Below are 18,723 nucleotides of genomic sequence, written 5' to 3' on the forward strand. Positions count from 1 at the left end.
GTGCGACGGGGCCCGAACCTCGGTAAGGACCCTGGACGGTGAGGCTGGTGATGCGCAAGAGATGCAATTGGACTCTCGCGCCGAAACCATGGACTTTCGTCCCGGCGGCGGGCCGTCACGTCGTACGGGATGCGTGCGCGCAGCATGAACGCCGGTGCGCCGCAGAGCGGGGCGCACCGGCGTGAGGGCACGGGCGTGCGGAGGGCACGGGCGTGCGGAGGGCACGGGCGTGCGGAGTGTGCCGGTGTACGGAGTTGCCGGTGTACGGGGGCGGGCGTGCTCCGGCGTGAGGGCACGGGCGTGCGGGGTGTGCCGGTGTGAGGCAGTGGGTGCGGGCGCGCGTTACGTCACCCGATGCCGGGACCCACCACGGTCATCCGGCCGGCCTCGGCTTCACCCGCCCGCACCCGGCGGCCGTCGATCGCTCAGTCGGACGGCCGGGTGGCCCGTTCCAGCTCCATCAGCACCGAGTAGTACTCGCGGCCCGTCGCCCGGTCCATCCCGATCTCGCACATCCGGTTCGCCGACAGATAGGCGTCGTACTCCCGGCTGTTGACCTCGGCGGCCTCCTTCGCGGTCGCCGAATCCGTCAACTCCTTGTGCAGCATGCCTCGGTCGCCCGCGAAGGCGCAGCATCCGGCATCGTCCGGAATGACCACCTCGTCCGCGCATGCCTCGGCCAGTGTGCGCAACTGCTCGACGTCGCCCAGGTGTTCCATCGAACACGTCGGATGGAGGACCGCCGAACCGGCCTTTCGCAGCACCGTCAACTCCGGCAGCAGTTCATCGGCGGCCCAGACCAGGGAGTCGACGACCGTCAGCTCCCGGTGCAACTCCCGGTTGTCCTCGGTGAGATACGGCACCACCTCATGGGCGATACCGAGCGTGCACGACGAGGCGTCGACGACCAGTGGCAGCTTTCCGCCCGCCGTCCAGCCCCACGCCGCCTCCACGATGCGGTTGGCCATCACGGCGTTGCCCGCGTCGTACCCCTTGGAGTGCCAGATCGTCGCGCAACAGGTCCCCGCGACGTCCTCCGGGATCCACACCGGCTTTCCGGCGCGGGCGGACACGGCCACGACGGCTTCGGGCAGCGAGGGCTCCCGGTGCCGGTCGGGGCCCGCGAAGATGCGGTTCACGCACGCCGGGTAGTACACGGCGCTCGCACCGACCCGCGCCGTACGGGGCAGCTTCCGGGCGGCGGCACCGGGGATCTCCGGCAGCCACTCCGGTACGAGATCGGGGCGCACGGCCTTGCGGGCCAGCCCGGTCACGGACTCCAGCAGCCGGTCACCGATCTTGTCGGCCGCCGCGACCGCGAGCCGTGCCGAGACCTCGACGGACTTGAAGTTCTTCGCGGTGAGGGCGGCGACGCGCTCCTCGCGCGGCGAGTGCCGACGGTGGCGGAAGTCCTTCATCATCGCGCCGGTGTCGATGCCGACCGGGCACGCCAGCTTGCAGGTGGAGTCGCCGGCGCAGGTGTCCACGGCGTCGTACCCGTACGAGTCGAGCAGCGCGGTCTCCACCGGGGAGCTGTCCGGTTGCCGCATCATCTCCCGGCGCAGCACGATCCGCTGGCGCGGTGTGGTGGTCAGATCCTGGCTGGGGCAGGTGGGTTCGCAGAAGCCGCACTCGATGCACGGGTCGGCGACCGCCTCCACCTTCGGGATCGTCTTCAGGCCACGCAGATGGGCCCGGGGGTCGCGGTCGAGGACGATGCGGGGAGCCAGGACCCCGTCGGGGTCGATGATCTGCTTCGTGCGCCACATCAGCTCCGTCGCCTTCGGCCCCCACTCCAGTTCCAGGAAGGGGGCGATATTGCGGCCGGTGGCGTGTTCCGCCTTCAGCGACCCGTCGAAACGCTCCACGACGAGGGTGCAGAAGTCCTCCATGAACGCGGCGTACCGCTCGACGTCGGAGGGCTGCGCGGCGTCGAAGGCGAGCAGGAAGTGCAGGTTGCCGTGGGCCGCGTGGCCCGCCACGGCGGCGTCGAAGCCGTGCTCCGCCTGGAGCCCGAGCAGGGCCTCGCAGGCGTCGGCGAGCCGGGACGGCGGGACCGCGAAGTCCTCCGTGATCAGAGTCGTACCCGAGGGGCGGGAGCCGCCGACCGCGGTGACGAAGGCTTTGCGGGCCTTCCAGTAGCCGGAGATGGCCTTGGTGTCCCGGGTGAACTCATTGGTGACGGAGGCGGCCGGTGCGACCAGGTCGAGACCCGCGACGACCGCGTCCGCCGCCCGCTCGTACTCCTCCTGACCGGCTTCGTCGGGGGCACGGAACTCCACCAGCAGCGCCGCGGTCTCCTTCGGCAGTGCCGCCCAGTCCGCGGGAACGCCCTGGACACTGACCGAGGCGCGCAGCGTATTGCCGTCCATCAGCTCCACCGCGATGGCGCCCGCCTCGTTGAAGCGCGGAACGGCTGCCGCGGCGGCGGTCAGGGACGGGAAGAAGAGCAGTGCCGAGGAGATCCTGCGGTCCAGCGGAAGGGTGTCGAAGACCACCTCGGAGATGAAGCCGAACGTGCCCTCGGATCCGACCATCAGCCCGCGCAGGATCTCCACGGGCGTCGAGCCGTCGAGGAACGCGTCGAGGCGGTAGCCATTGGTGTTCTTGATCTCGTACTTGGCGCGGATCCGGGCGGTGAGCGCGTCGTCCGCCTCGATCTCCGCCTTGAGCGCCAGCAGCCCTGCGCACAGGTCCGGCTCGGCGTGCGCCAGCGTCGCGTCGGCCTCGGGATCGGCCGTGTCGACGACCGTGCCGCTCGGCAGGACGAAGGTGAGCGAGGAGACGGTGCGGTACGAATTGCGGGTCGTCCCGGCCGTCATTCCGGAGGCGTTGTTGGCGACGACACCGCCGACGGTGCAGGCGATGGCGCTCGCGGGGTCGGGGCCGAGCAGGCGCCCGTGCCGGGCCAGCGTGGCATTGGCCCGCATCACGGTGGTCCCCGGCCGGATCCGGGCCCGCGCCCCGTCGTCCAGGACCTCGATCCCCGTCCAGTGATGCCGTACGTCGACGAGGATGTCCTCGCCCTGCGCCTGCCCGTTCAGGCTGGTGCCCGCCGCCCGGAAGACGACGTCGCGGCTCCTGCCGTGCGCGTACGACAGGATCGCCGAGATGTCGTCGATGTCCTCGGGGACGACGACGACCTGGGGAAGGAACCGGTAGGGGCTGGCGTCGGAGGCGTACCGCACGAGGTCGGAGACCTTCCACAGCACCTTGTCGGCCCCGAGCAGTGCGGTCAGATCGGAGCGCAGTGGCTCCGGGGTGCCCTGCGCGTTCCGGTCGGGCACCCGGTCGGGCGAGGGCTCACGCACCGTACCGGGACGAAGGGATTCCGGGTTCGGCTCCAGCAACGGCATGTCAGGGTCCCCTCAAGCGGCTTGGCGCGGTGCCCCGCGCCCGTTCGGTTTCAGCATGTCAGCAATGCCTTTCCGGCATTCCGTCGACCAGGGCGGACAGCAGTCCGCCGAGCACTTCGCGCTGATCGGCGGTCAGTGGAGCCAGGATCTCCTCTGCGGCGGCCCGGCGCGCGCTGCGCAGGGACCGGAGCGTGGCGTGCCCCTCATCGGTGATCTCGATGCGTACCACCCGGCGGCTGTCCGGATCCGGGGCCCGCCGTACCCGGCCGCTCGCCTCCAGGGCGTCGACCACGGTGGTCACGGCGCGCGGCACGACGTCCAGGCGCTGGGCGAGATCCGCCATCCGGGGTGCGGCGTCGTACTGCGCGACGGTGCGCAGCAGCCGGAACTGCGCGGGCGTGATGCCGATCGGCTCCAGCTGGCGGCTCTGGATGCGGTGGAGCCTGCGCGTCAGCCGCAGCAGTTGCTCGGCCAGCAGGCCGTCGGAGTCGGGGGAGTCCATGAGGGAACAATAACAGGACTTTGTTCATTGTGAGTATAGGTAACAATGAGCTATGCTCTCAAAAGTTCGGCATGCTTCTCCGTGATCGCATGTCCGCCACCTCACGCCCGGCGAAGGAGCACATGAAACCCGACGAACCCACGTGGACACCCCCGCCCCGAGACGCCGCCCAGCCGCCCGCCGAGCTGCGCCGCATCTTCCGTCTCTTCCATCCGTACCGCGGCCGGCTCGCGCTGGTCGGGCTGCTGGTCGGCGCCTCGTCACTGGTATCGGTCGCCTCTCCGTTCCTGCTCCGCGAGATCCTCGACACCGCCATCCCGCAGGGGCGCACCGGCCTGCTCACGCTGCTCGCCCTCGGCATGATCCTCACCGCCGTGATGAACAGCGTCTTCGGCGTCCTGCAGACCCTGATATCGACCACGGTCGGCCAGCGGGTCATGCACGATCTGCGCACAGCCGTCTACACCCAGCTGCAGCGGATGCCGCTGGCCTTCTTCACCAGGACCCGCACGGGCGAGGTGCAGTCCCGCATCGCCAACGACATCGGCGGCATGCAGGCGACGGTCACCTCCACCGCGACGTCCCTGGTCTCCAACCTCACCGCGGTCATCGCCACCGTCGTCGCCATGCTCGCGCTCGACTGGCGGCTGACCGTCGTCTCCCTGCTCCTGCTGCCCCTGTTCGTCTGGATCAGCCGACGCGTCGGCCGGGAGCGCAAGAAGATCACCACGCAGCGTCAGAAGCAGATGGCCGCCATGGCCGCCACGGTCACCGAATCGCTCTCGGTCAGCGGCATCCTGCTCGGCCGCACCATGGGCCGCTCGGACTCCCTCACCAAGGGATTCGCCGAGGAGTCCGAGCGGCTGGTCGACCTCGAAGTGCGCTCCAACATGGCCGGGCGGTGGCGGATGTCGACGATCGGCATCGTCATGGCCGCGATGCCCGCCGTCATCTACTGGGCCGCGGGTCTCACCCTCCAGTCCGGCGGCACGGCGGTGTCCATCGGCACGCTGGTCGCGTTCGTCTCGCTCCAGCAGGGCCTGTTCCGTCCGGTCGTGAGTCTGCTCTCCACCGGCGTGCAGATGCAGACCTCCCTCGCGCTCTTCCAGCGGATCTTCGAGTATCTCGACCTGGACGTGGACATCACCGAGCCCGAGAAGCCCGTACGGCTGGAGAAGATCCGGGGCGAGATCGCCTTCGAGGACGTCGACTTCAGCTATGACGAGAAGAGCGGCCCGACGCTCACCGGAATCGATGTGGCCGTACCGGCGGGCGGCAGCCTGGCCGTCGTCGGACCCACCGGCTCCGGCAAGTCCACCCTCAGCTATCTGGTGCCGCGCCTGTACGACGTCACCGGAGGCCGGGTCACGCTCGACGGGATCGACGTGCGGGACCTGGACTTCGACACCCTCGCGCGGGCCGTCGGCGTGGTCTCGCAGGAGACCTATCTCTTCCATGCCTCGGTCGCCGACAACCTGCGCTTCGCCAAGCCGGACGCCACCGGCCAGGAGATGGAGGACGCGGCCCGTGCCGCGCAGATCCACGACCACATCGTGTCCCTGCCCGATGGGTACGACACGTTGGTCGGGGAGCGCGGCTACCGCTTCTCGGGCGGCGAGAAGCAGCGGCTGGCCATTGCCCGCACGATCCTCCGGGACCCGCCGGTGCTGATCCTCGACGAGGCGACGAGCGCCCTCGACACCCGTACGGAACATGCCGTGCAGCAGGCGATCGACGCCCTCTCCGCGGGGCGCACGACGATCACCATCGCCCACCGGCTCTCCACGGTCCGCGACGCGGACCAGATCGTCGTCCTGGACGGCGGACGCGCGGCCGAGCGCGGCACGCACGAGGACCTGCTCGGCCGGGGCGGCCGATACGCGGCCCTGGTCCGCCGCGACGCCCAACTGGTCCCGGCGGCCCCGTGAGCGGCGCACACGGCGACGCCGCCGCTCCCGTGGGACGGGGAGCGACGGCGTCAGGTGATGCGATCGTCAGACGAGCCAACCCACGAAGTGGATGACGCCGGCAAGCAGGTTGGTGAGGAAGTTCATCTGGTGCTTTCTCCTTGTGCGTGGTGCATCTGTGGGACTGCGCAGTCGCGGTCTGCAGCCCGTTGCCTGCGCTCTGTAATCATCAGGGCCCGTACGAGGGATGAGCAACGAAAATCGATACGATCACGCGTTCCAGCGAACACCCGATCCCTTGTTCGTGTGTTCTGGTCCTGCTCGGTGGTGCGCGTGTCGCCGATGTCGGGCTACCGGACCGCGATGGCAGCGCGGGTTAACGTGCCCGCATGGTGAACGAGTCCCCGGACGTCCGGCCCCGCCGCAGGCTCCGTCCGACGCGTCGCGGACGACTGGTCCTGATCATCGGCGCGCTGCTCGTCGTGGCGGCAGCGGTGGTGGTGCCCCTGCTGATCAGCGGGATGGAGGGGAAGAAGGAGCAGACGCGTTCGCTGCTGATCCCCGAAGGCATGCGGGGCTCCCAGGTGTACGCGGCGGCCGACAAGAGCCTCGGTGTCGCGGCAGGCACCACCGAGAGGGCGGTGCCGTCCGCGGATCTCGCCCTCCCCGTCGAGGCCAAGGGCAACCCGGAGGGGTATCTCTTCCCGGCCACGTATCCCCTCGCCTCCGCCACCACCCCGAAGAGTCTGCTGCGCTACATGGTGGACACCGCGCTCCAGCGGTTCGGGGCGGACCACATCACCGCCGGGGCGCAGCGCAACAGCGTCTCCGTCTACCAGTCGGTCACGATCGCCAGCGTGGTGCAGGCCGAGGCCGACACCGTCTCCGACATGGGCAAGGTGGCCCGCGTCGTCTACAACCGGCTGGCCCGGAACATGCCCCTCCAGATGGACTCCACGCTCAACTACGCGTTGAAGCGCTCCACCCTGGACACCACCACCGACGACACCCGGATCGACAGCCCGTACAACAGCTATGAGCGCAAGGGGCTCCCGCCTACGCCCATCGGCAACCCGGGCGAACAGGCGATGCGGGCGGCGATCAGCCCCACGCCCGGCCCCTGGCTGTACTTCGTCACGGTCGCACCGGGGGACACCCGCTTCACCGACAACTACGCGGAGCAGCTGAAGAACGTCGCGGAGTTCAACCGGAACCGCCGCGCCGCCACCGCGGGCTGACCACGCCGTCACGGCCCGATCGGCCCCGAGGGATCACCGTGCCGCGGTCAGGCCGGAACGGACGCCGGGGCTGCCTCCTGACGCCCGGCCGACTCCAGCAGCCGCCGGACCGACCGGACCGCCGCCCGTCCCGCCCGGTTGGCCCCGATGGTGCTGGCCGACGGCCCGTATCCGACGAGATGCACGCGCCCGTCCCGTACGGCCCTGGTGTTCTCGGCCCGGATGCCACCCCCGGGCTCGCGGAGCCTCAGCGGCGACAGATGGTCGACGGCGGCCCGGAAGCCGGTCGCCCAGAGGATCACGTCGGCCTCTGCCGTCCGTCCGTCGTCCCAGGCCACCCCGGTCGGAGTGATCCGGTCGAACATCGGGAGCCGGTCGAGAATCCCCTGCTCGCGGGCGCGCCGGACGGCGTCGGTGACCGGAAGGCCGGTGACGCTCACGACGCTCTGCGGTGGCAGCCCGCGTCGTACCCGTTCCTCCACCATCGCTACGGCGGCCCGTCCCTGTTCCTCGCCGAAGGGTCCTTCCCGGAACACCGGGGGGCGCCGCGTCACCCAGTACGTCGCGGCGGCGACATCGGCGATCTCCATCAGATGCTGCGTACCGGAGGCGCCGCCCCCGACGACGATCACCCGCTGCCCGGCGAATTCCTCCGGTCCCGGGTAGTCCGCCGTGTGCAGCTGCCGCCCCCGGAAGGTCTCCTGCCCCGGGTAACGGGGCCAGAAGGGCCGGTCCCAGGTGCCCGTCGCGTTGATCAGCGCGCGGGTGGCGTACCTGCCCTCGGACGTCTCGACGAGCAGCCGCCCACCGTCCCCCTCGCGTACGGCGCTGACCTCGACCGGGCGGTGCACCCGCAGGCCGAAGCGGTGCTCGTACGCGTCGAAGTACCCACCGATCACCTCGGACGAGGGCCGGCTGTCGTCGGCGCCGGTCAGTTCCATGCCGGGCAGAGCGTGCATCCCGTGGACCTTCCCGTACGTCAGCGAGGGCCAGCGGAACTGCCAGGCACCGCCCGGGCGGGGTGCGTGGTCGAGGACCACGAAGTCACGGTCCGGCTCCAGCCCCGAGCGCCGCAGGTGGTAGGCGGCGGACAGGCCCGCCTGCCCGGCGCCGATCACGACCACATCCAGCTCGCGCACCCCAAAGTAATTCACGCTTCTACTAACTGTGAGGGGTTCCCGGATCTTCCCGGATCTTCCCGCCGGAAGGAAGTCCAAAAACCCCCGCGCCCGCCCATCCGTCACCTTCGCCTTCCGGCTCGGCGCCCCCGGCTCTGCGCCCCGGCTCAGCGCCCCCCGGCGAACAGCAACGGCGCCCCGCCGGGTGCCGACGCCGGACGGCCATTGACCGCGGGCACACCCAGCAGCGGAGACGCCGGGACGGTGGACAGCAGCCCGCGCGCCGCCAGCTCCGGAGTCACGCCCTCGCCGAACCAGTACGCCTCCTCCAGATGCGGATACCCCGAGAGCACGAAGTGCTCCACGCCCAGCCCGTGATACTCCTCGATCCGGTCGGCGACCTCCGCATGGCTGCCGACCAGTGCGGTGCCCGCGCCACCCCGTACCAGACCGACGCCCGCCCAGAGATTCGGCGCGATCTCCAGCCTGTCGCGGGAGCCGCCGTGCAGCGCCAGCATCCGCTGCTGACCCACCGACTCGCTCCGGCCCAGCGCCTGCTGTGCCGCCGCGACCGTCTCCGCATCGAGATCGCCGAGCAGCCGGTCGGCCGTCGCCCATGCCTCGCGGGAGGAATCCCTCGAAATGGTGGGCAGCCGGATGCCGAACCGCACCGTGCGCCCCCGCTCCTCCGCCAGCCCGCGAATCCAGTCGATCTTCTCCTTCACGGCCGCCGGAGGCTCGCCCCAGGTCAGATAGACATCGGCGTGCGCGGCGGCCACCGGACCGGCAGCCGCCGACGAGCCGCCGAAGAAGATGTCCGGCAACGGGTCCGGCGGCAGGGCCGTCAGCCCGCCCTCCACCTGGTAGTGCTCGCCGTCGAAGTCGAACGGCCGCCCGCTCCACGCGCCCCGCACCACCGACAGGAACTCCGCGGTCCGCGCATAGCGCCGGTCATGGTCCAGATGGTCACCGAACCGTCGCTGCTCCGTCGAATCACCGCCGGTCACCACGTTGAGCAGCAGTCGTCCACGCGTGATCCGCTGATATGTCGCGGCCATCTGCGCGGCCAGCACCGGCGAGATCACGCCGGGCCGGAACGCCACCAGGAACTTCAGCCGCTCGGTGTGCTGGGCCAGCGCGACCGTCGTCAGCCAGGCATCCTCGCACCACGTCCCGGTCGGTGTCAGCACGGCTTCGAACCCCAGCTGCTCCGCCGCCTTCGCGATCTGCGCCAGATACTCGATATCGGGCGCGCGCACCCCGCTCACCGGAGTGATCCGGTCGCGCTTGATACCGCCGTCGGTGTACGCGTGCCGGTCGACGAGGGTGCGGCCGTCACCGCCGGTGGGCAGGAACCAGTGCAGATGAACGTTCACGAGGAAGCCTTTCCGTACGAGCGGGGAGCCGCGGACGACGCGGGGAGTCCTCCGGCACCACGATCGCCTCGCTCGCCGACGAACGTGCGTGGCACCCACCACGACGATCTTCGAGTCGGACCCCGCGGCGAAGACCGGCGGTGTGTTCCCCACGCCGCCCAGGTCCACCGCCCGGGCGCTGACGGCCTCCAGGAGCGGTGGCCCGGAGGTGAACGTCGCCCAGGTGATGCGGTAGTCGAGATCGTCCAGCTCTCCGGAAGCCCGCAGGATGGCTTCGTAACCTCCCCTCTGGTCACCGATGTCGAGGACGACACCGCCCTTCCCGTCGGTGTTGTCCGCCGTGTTCGCGGACGAGGCCCCGCCGCAGGCGGTGACCAGCAGGGCGAAGGGGAGGAGCCGGCCGGGCAGGGTGCGGCGTCTCATGATCTTTCTCCAGTAGGTCCGTGCGGAAGGAGAGCGTCAGGGGCGGGAGGGCGGCATTCGGGCGGTCGCGTCCGGGGCCTCGACACCGAGCTCGGCCAGGAGCCGGGAGCGCAGGGCGGCGAACCCGGGGCTGTCGACACCGCGCGGCCGGTCCAGGGCGACCGGAGTGTCGTACGCGATCTCCCCGTCCCGCATCACCAGCGCCCGGTCGGCGAGCAGCAGGGCCTCGTCGACGTCATGGGTGACCAGCAGCACCGCGCAGCCGCGCCGCTGCCAGAGCTCGGCCACCAGCCGCTGCGCCCTGATCCGGGTCAACGCGTCGAGTGCGCCGAACGGTTCGTCGAGCAGCAGCAGATCCGGTTCGCGTACGAGGGCACGGGCCAGAGACGCACGCTGAGCCTCGCCGCCGGAGAGCGTCCAGGGCCAGGCCCCGGCCCGCCCGGCGAGCCCGACCTCGGCCAACGCCCGCTCCGCCACGGCCCGTTCGGGCTTGCCGGGCAGTCCGAGCAGTACGTTGCGCCAGACCCGCTTCCAGGGCATCAGCCGCGGTGCCTGGAAGGCCACGGCACGCCGTCGGGGTACGAGGACGGTGCCCTTGATCTCCCGGTCGAGTCCGGCCAGCACTCGCAGAAGGGTGGACTTCCCGCAACCACTGCGCCCCAGCAGAGCGGTGAACTCCCCGGCCCGAAGGGTGAGATCGAGCCCGTCGATCACCGGCCGGCCGTCGAAGGCGCGGGTGAGCGCCTGGACCCGTACAGCGGCCTCCGGCTCCTCGGGCGGTGTGAGGGGACGGGTGGTCACTGGCCCGTGAAGGTCGGTCGCCATTGCAGCAGCAGCCTTTCGAAAGTCCGGACGATGACATCGGCGGTGAGACCGAGGAAGGCGTAGACGACCAGGCGGACGACGATCACATCGGTGCGGAAGAACTCCCGTGCCTGGTTCATCAGGAACCCGATTCCGGCGTCGGCGTTGATGGACTCGCCGAAGACGAGGGCCAGCCAGGCGGTGGCGAGGGAATACCGCAGTCCGGTCATGGCGCCCGGCAGTGCTCCCGGAAGCGCCACATGCCGCGCCAGCCCCCACCGGCCGAACCCCAACGACCGGCCCGCTTCGCTGAGTTCGGCATCCACGCCCCGGATACCGGCGTACACGTTCAGATACAGATGCAAGGCGACCCCGAGAGCGATCAGCGCCACCTTCGGCGCCTCGCCGATGCCGAGCCAGATGATGAACAGCGGAATGAGCCCCACCCAGGGCGCGGTGCGCAGCATCTGCACGGTCGCGTCCACGGGATCCTCGCCCAGCCGGGAGAGCCCCGAGACCATCGCGAGTACCGTCCCCGCGATGCCGCCGAGCAGCAGCCCCATGGCCACCCGCTGGAGCGACACGGCCATGGCGGAGGGCAGGGTCCCGTCGGCGATCAGACCGGAGCCGGCCCGTGCGATGGTGCCGGGCGAGGCGAGCACATCCGGGTGCAGCACGCCCGTGGCGCTGAACACCTGCCACAACGCGAGGAGCGACAGCGGACCGATCGTACGGCGAAGCCATCGGGGCACGGAGCGCAGGCGCGCGGTGCGCACGGACGCCGGGACGACGGGCTCCAGATCGAGCGGCCCCGACCGGGGGCCGGGAGTTTTTCCTGATTCCACGGTTATGTCGGGTGGCGGGGACGATGCGGGGGCGCGGCCGATGGTCATGAAGGCTCCACGGGCAGTCCACGAAAGGGAGTGGGGAAGGGCGGCACGACACCGCCGGGACCGCACGCGCCCACCGGCCGGCTACGACGGAGACACGGGACTCACACCGCGGGTTCGATGAACCATGACGCGGGGGTACGTACGGCAAAGTGGCGCGAACCCGGTCGGATCGGGTGCCGCCTGAGCTGAGAGAACGTCAGCAGCCGCGACAACACGCGGCGGAAGCCACCCGCAGCAGGTCGATGTGACCGCGCGCAGTGAGCAGAGCTGATCGGAACATGTCGCCGAACGTAGCGATGCGGTCCGGGACCGGTCAATGGTGTCTCGGCACGTGGTCGCGCCATCTCGCCGTGCGGGCGGCAGGATGGGGGCATGGCCGATACCTTCACCACGAGCGTTCTCCACGTCACCACCGGCGCGACGGAGACCGTCACCGACCTGACCCGCGACTGCGAGGAGTTCCTCACGCGCACGGCGGCGGGCCGGGACGGGCTGCTCAACATCTTCGTCCCCCACGCCACCGCCGGAATCGCCGTCCTGGAAACCGGCGCGGGCAGCGACGACGACCTCCTCGCCGCACTGCACACCCTGCTGCCTGCCGACGACCGCTGGCAGCACCGCCACGGCACCCCCGGCCACGGACGCGACCACGTGGTACCCGCCTTCGTCCCACCGCACGCCACACTGCCGGTCATCGGCGGACGGCTGGAGCTGGGGACGTGGCAGTCGGTGTGCCTGGTCGACACCAACGTGGACAATGCGGACCGGCAGGTGCGGTTGAGCTTCCTCGGCTAGCGGGCCGATTCGGTGGGACCGCGGGCGTGGTCCCACCGCGCCGAATGAGCGGCGCGCGTGGGGGCAGCATGGTGGGTACGGGAGCGGCCCCGGGCTCCCTGTGGGTCACCCGCTTTGCTCTGTCGTACTGCCTTGCGGCTAGTTTGTGTGCAGGACAGATACACAGGCCCGTGGTGGCAGAGGTGCACGGGGGACGGGAGGTCGGGAAGAGTGTCGCTGCGCGGAGGTGATCCAGCCGAGATCGGCGGTTATCCGCTTGAGGCGCGGCTCGGCTCGGGTGGCATGGGCACGGTCTTTCTGGCCCGTACGAGCTCGGGGCGACCTGTCGCGATCAAGCTGATCCACCAGCAGTTCGCCGCCGACGACGAGTTCCGCATCCGTTTCCGGCAGGAGGTGGCGGCGGCGAGGCGGGTGAGCGGCGCGTTCACCGCCGCCGTGGTCGACGCCGCACCCGAGGCCGAGCAGCCGTGGATGGCGACCACCTATATCGAGGGGCACACGCTCGCCCAGCACATCGCCTCGAAGGGCCCGCTGGACGGAGCGGAGCTGAGGAGGCTCGCCATCGGGCTGGCCGAGGCGCTGCGCGACATCCACCGGGTGGGGGTCGTCCACCGTGACCTGAAGCCCTCGAACGTCGTGCTCTCGCCCGAGGGCCCGCGCGTCATCGACTTCGGCATTTCGCGCGCCGTGGACCAGGAGACGCTGACGATGACGGGACGGGTCATCGGTACGCCGCCCTTCATGTCGCCGGAGCAGTTGCAGGCGCCACGTGGCGTGGGGCCGCGGTCCGATGTCTTCTCGCTGGGGACGCTGCTGGTGTACGCGGCGACGGGGCAGGGGCCCTTCGATGCGGACAGCCCCTACCTGACGGCATATCAGGTGGTGCACGAGGAGCCGGCGCTGGGCGCCGTACCTGCGGCACTGCGCGCGGTCGTCGAGCCCTGCCTGGAGAAGGAGCCCGAGGGGCGCCCCTCGGCGGACGAACTCCTCGTACTGCTGCGGGACCTGCCGGTCGACCTCGGCGGGACCGATACGGACGCGCTTGCCACCGGCCGCACCCGCGACATGATCACCCAGCATCACCTGGCGACGCCGGTCACCCCGGCGCCGGCTGCCCCGGCCGCCGACCCGGCCGGTCCCGACACGGGGAGCACCGGCACCCCCATCGGGCGCCGTCTGCGTGGCCGATGGCGGCCCGTGCTCGCGGCCGCGGTCGCGGTGGCAGCGATCGGCGGCGGAGTCGCCGCGGTGACGGCCGACGGCTTCGGGGGCAACAGCGGCGTCGACAAGGACAACGGCGTTGCGGCGCCGGGTGCCGCACTTCCGGCCGGTTTCGCACCGTGGCGCAAGATCGTGCCGGGGGGCCGCGAGGACATCCCCGACGAGCTGCGCTGCGTCGCGCACGGCGACGCGCTGTTCTGCGGGGGCGGCGGAGTCGTGGCGACCCGTATCAGGGCCCAGGACGGCTCGCGGGTGTGGACGGCGAAGAGTCCGGGCGTCCCCGTCCAGGGCATGCACCTGGTGGGCGCCACCGACGACACGGTGCTCGGTTACCGCTTCGCCGACCAGGACGCCCCGCAGGGCCCTCCCAGTGAGGTGGTGGCCATCGACGCGAACACAGGCCGGGAGCTGTGGTCCGTGCCGTCCGGCGCTCAGTCGACGGCTGTGACGGGTCGGACTCAGGACGCCGTGGTGGTCGGCTCCGCCGTCGTGACGGTGGACTCCTCCAACTCCCGCTTCGAGGCCCGGGACGCGCACAGCGGCAAGGTGGCCTGGAGGACGCGGTTTCCCGCGGGCCAGCGGTGCGCCCCCGTTCCGGCGGGCGCTCAGCTCTACGCGATGTGCGCGACGGACACGGAGATGGATGCCTTGGAGGTTCGCCGCCCCACCCTGCACACGGTCGACCGCGCCTCGGGGACACTGGGCAGGCCCATCGCGGTCAACGGCCCCGCCGTGCCGATGGGTGCCGCCGACGGCAGGCTCGTACTCCTTCAGAGGCACATGGAGGGAACGGCACTGACCGGCTACGACGGCGTGGCGCGGGTCGACCCGGCCTCGCGAAAGGTCACGTACTCCCGGCTGGCCACGACATACGCGGGGACGCCCGGTATGGCGGACGGCACCGTCTACGTGAGCGGGCAGACCGGTCTCGTCACGGCGCTCGACCCCGCGACCGGCCGGAAGAAGTGGTCCCGGCAGACGGGAGTGGAGGGCGCGTCGGGCCCCGTGGCGGGAGCCGGCGCGGTGTATTTCAGCTCGGCCACCGGCCGGGTGGTCGCGCTGTCGCCGCGCGACGGCGAACCTCTGTGGACAACGGATCCGCAGGCCGATGGTCTGACGGGCGAGCAGGGCGCGAGCCCGCGCGTGACCGTCGCGGGGCGTGCGCTGTTCGTCGCCGCGGCCACGAACACCCTCTTCGCCTTCGACACACAGAAGCCGCCGAAGTCGGGCTGACCCCGGCGGAACCGGCCGTCGGCCGCCTTCCTTGCCGTGCCGACTCGTGAACAAGGCCATCGGCGGCTCGGGGCGAGCGGGGCCGCTATCCGGGGAACGGGGCGACCGTCCGACCGCCGGCCAGCGCGTCGAGCCGTCCGGCCGCGTCGTCGTCGAGGAAGAAGAGCGTCATGGCCTGGCCGTTGTGCCGGACATGGAAGCGCCGGTTGCCCTGTTCCAACTCGTCGATGAGATAGCCGACCACCATCAGGTCGGCCCAGTCGTCCCTGACATCGATGGGCCAGTTGACCCGCCGGCCGTCGGCCGTGTACTCGATCCACGCCTCCTCCGTGCCGAGGTCGACGTGGTCCCGCACACCGGACAGGGCGTCCGGCCGGCCGGCGATCCGGCACAGTTGCCGGGCGATCGCCACGTACGAACCGGGCCCGCGGACGCACTCGGTGTCGAAGTGCCACGCCCGGTCGCAGAACCACCGCTCCCACGGCTCTTCCTCGACCGCGCACCCCAGCGCGAACAGCACCAGGTCGAACGGCTTGAGTTCGTACTCCTCACGCGGCCACGAGTGCAGCAGCTCCTCCACGGTGCGGCCGGTCGCGAGCGGCAGCCCCAGTTCCGCCAATATGTCGAGCTGATCTTCAAGACGCATGGCCGGGATCGTAGCCGCCACCTCGGACAGGGCCGAAGCACACCGTTACGGCGGGTGACGCGGTCCCACCACGCCCCTCTCACCCCGCCGAGGCCGCCGCGCCCGCCGCGGCCCAGGGCTCCCTCGGCCGAAGGCGTGACCGGAGTCCCGATGATCGCCCGGCCGCGGCGTGGCCTCGCCGAGACTCCTTCGTCAGCTCGTTGACCAGCCCAAACGCTCAAATAGGGTGAGGCAGTGCCCTTAGGGGGATCATTGCTTCCACACCGGTATTCCCAAGCCGTACGGAGACGGCATGAGGCACCCCAGAGCGACCCCCGGCTCCGGTTCAGGGCTGCGCCGTCTCCTGGACCTGCGCACTGCCGCCGGACAGGTGTTCGTGCTCCAGGTCGTGATCGTGGTGCTGCTGGTGGCGGCCGCTGTGGCGGCGCAGGTGGTCCAGGCCTCGCGGGACGCTACGCGGGAGGCCCGGCACCAGTCGGTGTCGGTGGCCGAGACATTCGCCAACGCTCCGGGTACGGCCGCGGCCCTGAAGAGCCGGAATCCGACGGCAATCCTGCAGCCGCGCGCCGAAGCGGCCCGGAAGAAGGCCGGTGTCGACTTCATTGTCGTCCTGAACACGAAGGGGATCCGCTATACCCACCCCGACCCGGGCCGGATCGGGAAGAAGTTCATCGGCACCATCGGGCCGTCGCTGGACGGCCGTACCACCGTGGAGAAAGTCAGCGGAAACCTCCAGCCCGACAAATGGGTGACGGTCGTCCAGGCGGTGGTCCCGGTGATCGGCGCCGACGGTTCGGTCGTCGGTGCGGTGTCCGTCGGGCTCACGGTCATGAACGTGACCGGCGTGTCCGATCAGCAGCTGCCGATCATCTTCGGCACCGGTGCCGCCGCGCTCGTGTTGTCCACCGCCGGGACGGCACTGGTGTCGAGGCGGTTGCGCCGGCAGACGCACGGGCTGGGCCCGGCCGAGATGACGCGGATGTACGAGCACCACGACGCGGTGCTGCACGCGGTGCGGGAGGGCGTGCTGATCATCGATGCCGACGGACGGCTGCTGCTGGCCAACGACGAGGCGCAGCGGCTGCTGAACCTCCCGAAGGACGTGGGGCGGCGGCAGGTGACGGACCTCGGTCTGGACGGGGACACCATGCGGCTGCTGGCGTCGGGTGAGCCGGTCACGGATGTCGTGCATCCGGCCGGGGACCGCCTTCTCGCCGTGAACAAGCGCCCCACCGCCCCGTACGGAGGACCGGCCGGCAGCGTGGTGACATTGAGGGACACCACGGAGCTGGCGGCGGTCACCGGGCGGGCGGAGGTGGCACGGGAGCGGCTGAAGCTGCTGTACGACGCCGGGGTGCGGATCGGGACGACACTGGATGTGGTGATTACGGCCCAGGAGCTGGCGGAGGTGGCGGTGCCGCGGTTCGCCGACTCCGCCGTCGTGGATCTGCTGGACGCGGTGACACGGGGGCAGGAGCCGGTGCGGGAGTCCTGGGGGCGTATGCGCCGCACGGCGATCAGCGGGGACCGGGAGGCGTCGCCGCTGTACCCGGTGGGGGAGCTGATCACGATGGTGCCGGCGACCCCGCAGATGCGGGCGCTGGCGTCGGGGCGGGCGGTGCTGGAGGCGGATCTCACCCGGGCGGAGGGGTGGCGGGAGCAAGATCCTGACCGGGCACGGAGGGCGCTGGCGTACGGGTTGCATTCGCTGGTGACCGTGCCGTTGCGGGCGCGCGGTGTGGTCCTGGGGATCGTGACCTTCTGGCGGGCGGATGATTCTCCGGCATTCAACGAAGAGGACCTTTCGTTCGCGGAGGAACTGGCGGCTCGGGCGGCGGTGGCCATCGACAACGCGCGGCGGTTCACGAGGGAGCACGCGATGGCGGTGACGCTGCAGCGGAGTCTGCTGCCACGGGTGCTGCCGGAGCAGGACGCGTTGGAGGTGGCATCGCGCTATCTGCCGGCCCGGGCGGGGGTGGGCGGGGACTGGTTCGATGTCATCCCGCTTCCCGGCGCCCGGGTGGCGCTCGTCGTCGGCGACGTGGTCGGCCATGGTCTGCACGCGGCCGCGACGATGGGCCGACTGCGCACCGCCGTGCGCAACTTCTCCGCCCTCGACCTGCCGCCCGACGAGCTGCTCTGGCACGTCGATGAGCTGGTCGCCCAGATCGACGGCGAGGAGAGCAGTGCCAACGGTCCGGCGGACGGGGAGAGCGAGGGGGTGACCGGTGCGACGTGTCTGTACGCGATCTACGACCCGGTGACGGGCGTGTGTACGGTTGCGCGGGCCGGACACCTGTGCCCGGCCGTGGCGTATCCGGACGGGAGCGTCACCTATCCGGATGTTCCGGCCTCCCCTCCGCTGGGCCTGGGCGGCCATCCCTTCGAAACGCTTGAGCTGCTTCTGCCGGCGGGGTCACAACTGGTGCTGTTCACGGACGGGCTGGTGGAGCGCCGGGACCGGGATATCGATGTCGGGCTGGATGCGCTGCGGGCGGCGTTGGCGGACGGAACGGACCGTACTCCGGAGGAGACCTGTCAGGCGGTGATCGACGCGACGATGCCGGAACACCCGGCCGACGACATCGCCCTGCTGGTCGCGCGCACCCGGCTGCTCGCGCCGTCGAGGGTCGCGGAGTGGGACGTACCGGCGGACCCGGCGGCCGTGGCGCCTGTACGAGCGGAGTGCGGCGCACGGCTGCGGGAATGGGGGCTGGAGGAGATCGGGTTCAGCACGGAGCTGATCCTCAGTGAGCTGATCACCAACGCGATCCGGTACGGGTCGCCGCCGATCAGGGTGCGGCTGCTGCACGACCGCACGCTGATCTGCGAGGTTTCGGACGGCAGCAGCACGTCCCCGCACATGCGACGGGCGGCGACCACGGACGAGGGCGGGCGCGGACTGTTCCTGGTGGCGCAGTTCGCGCACCGGTGGGGAACGCGTTATGTGCCGGGCGGCAAGATCATCTGGACCGAACAACCCCTCCACGACGGAGCGGTTGTCGACACGACGAGTGCCACATCGGCTGACATCCTCCTCGACCGGTTCGACGACCCCCTCTGATCAGCCAAGGGCTGTCCCGTAGTCTTTGGTGGATCAGCGCGCGGCGTCGGATGCGGTGCATCGCAAGGCGGCGGGACGTCTGCATACGGGGTGTATTCGGGCGTTCCGACAACGCCGCGAGATGCCGTAGCTGCCGTCCCGCGCCCG

13 protein-coding genes are annotated in these 18,723 nt (G+C 70.8%); 5 read left to right on the plus strand and 8 right to left on the minus strand.

Translation table 11 applies throughout. From position 1 onward, the window contains the following. Positions 1–425: 425 nt before the first annotated feature. A complete protein-coding gene (locus A6A29_RS06195) occupies positions 426–3,356 on the minus strand; it encodes an FAD-binding and (Fe-S)-binding domain-containing protein (protein ID WP_073718829.1) in 2,931 nt (976 codons plus the stop codon). A gap of 58 nt (positions 3,357–3,414) precedes the next feature. After that, a complete protein-coding gene (locus A6A29_RS06200) occupies positions 3,415–3,858 on the minus strand; it encodes a MarR family winged helix-turn-helix transcriptional regulator (RefSeq protein WP_073718830.1) in 444 nt (147 codons plus the stop codon). A gap of 122 nt (positions 3,859–3,980) precedes the next feature. On the opposite strand from A6A29_RS06200, the gene A6A29_RS06205 reads away from it, so the two are divergent. Then, entirely contained in the window at positions 3,981–5,786 is a 1,806-nt protein-coding gene (locus A6A29_RS06205; RefSeq protein WP_073719036.1) for an ABC transporter ATP-binding protein, read from the plus strand. Between the two features lie 368 nt (positions 5,787–6,154). Then, positions 6,155–7,003, plus strand: a complete 849-nt coding sequence (mltG, locus tag A6A29_RS06210) for an endolytic transglycosylase MltG (protein WP_073718831.1) — start codon at positions 6,155–6,157, stop codon at positions 7,001–7,003. A gap of 47 nt (positions 7,004–7,050) precedes the next feature. On the opposite strand, the gene A6A29_RS06215 is transcribed toward mltG, so the two are convergent. The 5 genes from A6A29_RS06215 to A6A29_RS47945 all read right to left on the minus strand — a co-directional run bounded on the left by A6A29_RS06215 (position 7,051) and on the right by A6A29_RS47945 (position 11,897). Continuing rightward, positions 7,051–8,157 carry an NAD(P)-binding domain-containing protein gene (locus A6A29_RS06215; RefSeq protein ID WP_073718832.1) on the minus strand — a complete coding sequence of 369 codons (1,107 nt, stop codon included), beginning with the start codon at positions 8,155–8,157 and terminating at the stop codon, positions 7,051–7,053. 131 nt (positions 8,158–8,288) lie between these two features. Next, entirely contained in the window at positions 8,289–9,497 is a 1,209-nt protein-coding gene (locus A6A29_RS06220; protein WP_073719037.1) for an LLM class flavin-dependent oxidoreductase, read from the minus strand. A gap of 459 nt (positions 9,498–9,956) precedes the next feature. After that, positions 9,957–10,745 (minus strand): ABC transporter ATP-binding protein, encoded by a 789-nt coding sequence (locus tag A6A29_RS06225; protein WP_073718833.1) that lies wholly within the window; start codon positions 10,743–10,745, stop codon positions 9,957–9,959. Continuing rightward, the gene (locus A6A29_RS06230; protein ID WP_079182586.1) at positions 10,718–11,617 is read right to left on the minus strand and encodes an ABC transporter permease; all 900 of its coding nucleotides are present in this window, start codon (positions 11,615–11,617) and stop codon (positions 10,718–10,720) included. Before A6A29_RS06230 ends, A6A29_RS06225 begins: the two co-directional genes overlap by 28 nt. A gap of 196 nt (positions 11,618–11,813) precedes the next feature. Continuing rightward, positions 11,814–11,897, minus strand: a complete 84-nt coding sequence (locus A6A29_RS47945) for a putative leader peptide (protein WP_353962292.1) — start codon at positions 11,895–11,897, stop codon at positions 11,814–11,816. Positions 11,898–11,989: 92 nt separating this feature from the next. Between A6A29_RS47945 and A6A29_RS06235 the strand changes: the two genes are divergently transcribed. Together A6A29_RS06235 and A6A29_RS06240 are read left to right on the plus strand one after the other, a co-directional pair. Further along, positions 11,990–12,412 carry a YjbQ family protein gene (locus A6A29_RS06235; protein WP_073718834.1) on the plus strand — a complete coding sequence of 141 codons (423 nt, stop codon included), beginning with the start codon at positions 11,990–11,992 and terminating at the stop codon, positions 12,410–12,412. A gap of 210 nt (positions 12,413–12,622) precedes the next feature. Next, complete coding sequence (locus A6A29_RS06240) at positions 12,623–14,866, plus strand: serine/threonine-protein kinase (protein WP_073718835.1); 2,244 nt, start codon at positions 12,623–12,625, stop codon at positions 14,864–14,866. An 85-nt stretch (positions 14,867–14,951) separates the two neighbouring features. On the opposite strand, the gene A6A29_RS06245 is transcribed toward A6A29_RS06240, so the two are convergent. Next, complete coding sequence (locus A6A29_RS06245) at positions 14,952–15,512, minus strand: hypothetical protein (RefSeq protein ID WP_073718836.1); 561 nt, start codon at positions 15,510–15,512, stop codon at positions 14,952–14,954. Positions 15,513–15,804: 292 nt separating this feature from the next. Between A6A29_RS06245 and A6A29_RS06250 the strand changes: the two genes are divergently transcribed. Beyond that, positions 15,805–18,576 carry a SpoIIE family protein phosphatase/ATP-binding protein gene (locus A6A29_RS06250; protein WP_073718837.1) on the plus strand — a complete coding sequence of 924 codons (2,772 nt, stop codon included), beginning with the start codon at positions 15,805–15,807 and terminating at the stop codon, positions 18,574–18,576. Positions 18,577–18,723 lie beyond the last annotated feature (147 nt).

This window comes from Streptomyces sp. TSRI0281 (genome assembly GCF_001905125.1).
In the GTDB taxonomy this organism is placed as follows: domain Bacteria; phylum Actinomycetota; class Actinomycetes; order Streptomycetales; family Streptomycetaceae; genus Streptomyces.

Excerpts from the sequence above, each read along its gene's own strand:
- A6A29_RS06250 (WP_073718837.1), top strand. The coding sequence starts at position 15,805 with ATGAGGCACCCCAGAGCGACCCCCGGCTCCGGTTCAGGGCTGCGCCGT.
- A6A29_RS06195 (WP_073718829.1), bottom strand. The coding sequence starts at position 3,356 with ATGCCGTTGCTGGAGCCGAACCCGGAATCCCTTCGTCCCGGTACGGTG.
- mltG (WP_073718831.1), top strand. The coding sequence starts at position 6,155 with ATGGTGAACGAGTCCCCGGACGTCCGGCCCCGCCGCAGGCTCCGTCCG.
- A6A29_RS06230 (WP_079182586.1), bottom strand. The coding sequence starts at position 11,617 with ATGACCATCGGCCGCGCCCCCGCATCGTCCCCGCCACCCGACATAACC.
- A6A29_RS06245 (WP_073718836.1), bottom strand. The coding sequence starts at position 15,512 with ATGCGTCTTGAAGATCAGCTCGACATATTGGCGGAACTGGGGCTGCCG.
- A6A29_RS06235 (WP_073718834.1), top strand. The coding sequence starts at position 11,990 with ATGGCCGATACCTTCACCACGAGCGTTCTCCACGTCACCACCGGCGCG.
- A6A29_RS47945 (WP_353962292.1), bottom strand. The coding sequence starts at position 11,897 with ATGTTCCGATCAGCTCTGCTCACTGCGCGCGGTCACATCGACCTGCTG.
- A6A29_RS06225 (WP_073718833.1), bottom strand. The coding sequence starts at position 10,745 with ATGGCGACCGACCTTCACGGGCCAGTGACCACCCGTCCCCTCACACCG.
- A6A29_RS06205 (WP_073719036.1), top strand. The coding sequence starts at position 3,981 with ATGAAACCCGACGAACCCACGTGGACACCCCCGCCCCGAGACGCCGCC.
- A6A29_RS06200 (WP_073718830.1), bottom strand. The coding sequence starts at position 3,858 with ATGGACTCCCCCGACTCCGACGGCCTGCTGGCCGAGCAACTGCTGCGG.